The organism is Streptomyces sp. ICBB 8177 (genome assembly GCF_003144095.1).
GTDB lineage: Bacteria > Actinomycetota > Actinomycetes > Streptomycetales > Streptomycetaceae > Streptantibioticus_D.
The window spans coordinates 1-1,512 of sequence record NZ_NSKH01000024.1 but is presented as its reverse complement, the minus strand read 5'-3'; the positions used below and the strand labels follow the sequence as shown (position 1 = coordinate 1,512).

Sequence of the window (1,512 nt, the reverse complement as noted above, 5' to 3'; positions counted from 1 at the left end):
CCGACGCTACGAGCGGAAAGCCGAGCACTTCCTGGCCTTCACCAGCATCGCCTGCACCCTCATCTGCTACCGCAGACTCACCAAATGAGATGACTTCTTAAGGTGCGCAGCGCGGTGACTTCTTGCTGGGTTTCGGTGAGCCGGCGGTACAACGCCCTGATGGAAACGAGGGCGACGCCGTTGGCATCGGTGCAGCAGAGGGTCTTGTCGTCGATGCCGACGTGGAAGGCGGCGAACCCGTCCTGAGCCATGGGGCCGAGGTGACGTACGTGCGGCGGGGTCCCAGTGATAGCGCCACGTACTCGCCGGCAACGCCACCACGTCCTCCAGCACCTGGTAGCCGTTGACCGGACCGGCTAGACACACCGCCCCGGAGACGGCTGATGCCGCTGGACCCGCACCACCGCCCGCCCCCAGGCCGCGACTGCGGAACCGGGCGGCCGGCCCCCGGCACGCGGCCACCCACGCCGGCACCCGGAACGTCATGGATCTCCTGGAAGCGGTTGAAGCCTTCGGCCGGTACTACCGGCGCAGCTGTGACGCCCCGGCCGCGACCTCTGCCCTGTCGTTGCAGATCACCCTGCTGGACATGGCCCTGCACGACCCCGAACTCGGTTCCCAGCTCGCCGCGTCCGTCCAGACGCAGGAGAGTCACCTGATCGCGTTGTCACCGGCAGATCGCACAACGGGAGAGTCGTGACGTCGCATCAGGCACGACGTCTGGTTACCGCGCTCAGGGCACTGTTCGTCGGTCTCGCGCAGGGCGTCATCCTGGGCCTCGCCCCCGGCGCCGACGAGCAGTACTTCGCTGACACCGCGTGCGCCCTGGCGTCCAAAACGAGCCTCATCGATCAGGACCCCGACGCCCCTGTGTGATTCAGCCGCGTTGGTTCAGGGCTCCGGTCAGGTCTCGGCTGGCCTCCCTCGCAGCAACGAGATCGGATCGGGCCTCCTCCCGTGCGGAGGTCAGTTCGACGTTGTGCTGCTCCAGCCTCGTGATCTTCCGCTGGAGCTCGTCGATGTCGGCTGGGGCTCCGAGCCCTGATTCCTGCCAAGCCTGAGCTCCCAGCGCCTGCGACAGTCGCTTCTCCAACCGCTGAACGCGGGCGGTCAGGCGGGTGTTGCGGGCCTGGGCGTCGGCGAGGTTGGCCTGGAGCGAGGCCCGGCTTACCGGTGCACCGTCGGCTGGGTCCTGGGCTGCCGGTTCGAGTTCGTCTATCGGCCCCAACAGGTCCCAGTGCAACGGCCTTTCCGCTCCAGCACCGGCAGGGCGTGCCCTTCGCTCCCCACACCCCACTCGATTTACCAGCGGACGAACTGAGGCGAAGATCGGCCGTGGGGATTTTCGCGAAGCCCCATCAGTAGGGCGGGCTCGGACGAAACCCCGGAGCCGGCCTGGCAGGGTCAGGTGCCGGCGCTCAACGCGGGCTGCGCCGGCTCCGGTAGGCCGCGACGCTGGCCCGGTGTGCGCAGGTTCGGGTGCAGTACTGCTTCGAGCCGTTGCGCGAGAGG

At 68.1% G+C, this 1,512-nt stretch carries 3 protein-coding genes and 1 pseudogene; 1 reads left to right on the top strand and 3 read right to left on the bottom strand.

Going from position 1 to position 1,512, the window contains the following annotated elements:
- Nucleotides 1-77: 77 nt before the first annotated feature.
- Nucleotides 78-251 (bottom strand): hypothetical protein, encoded by a 174-nt coding sequence (locus CK485_RS28850; protein ID WP_158288245.1) that lies wholly within the window; start codon nucleotides 249-251, stop codon nucleotides 78-80.
- 233 nt (nucleotides 252-484) lie between these two features.
- Between CK485_RS28850 and CK485_RS26220 the strand changes: the two are divergent.
- Nucleotides 485-876, top strand: a pseudogene (locus CK485_RS26220) (TetR/AcrR family transcriptional regulator); the annotation flags it as partial.
- A 1-nt stretch (nucleotide 877) separates the two neighbouring features.
- On the opposite strand, the gene CK485_RS29855 reads toward CK485_RS26220, so the two are convergent.
- Together CK485_RS29855 and CK485_RS26210 are read right to left on the bottom strand one after the other, a co-directional pair.
- Nucleotides 878-1,243 (bottom strand): hypothetical protein, encoded by a 366-nt coding sequence (locus tag CK485_RS29855; protein ID WP_241968622.1) that lies wholly within the window; start codon nucleotides 1,241-1,243, stop codon nucleotides 878-880.
- A 175-nt stretch (nucleotides 1,244-1,418) separates the two neighbouring features.
- On the bottom strand, nucleotides 1,419-1,512 hold a 94-nt coding region (locus CK485_RS26210), incomplete at its 5' end, for a CGNR zinc finger domain-containing protein (protein ID WP_199239535.1).

Coding starts and splice junctions, on each gene's coding strand:
- CK485_RS28850 (WP_158288245.1), bottom strand. CDS start 251: ATGGCTCAGGACGGGTTCGCCGCCTTCCACGTCGGCATCGACGACAAG.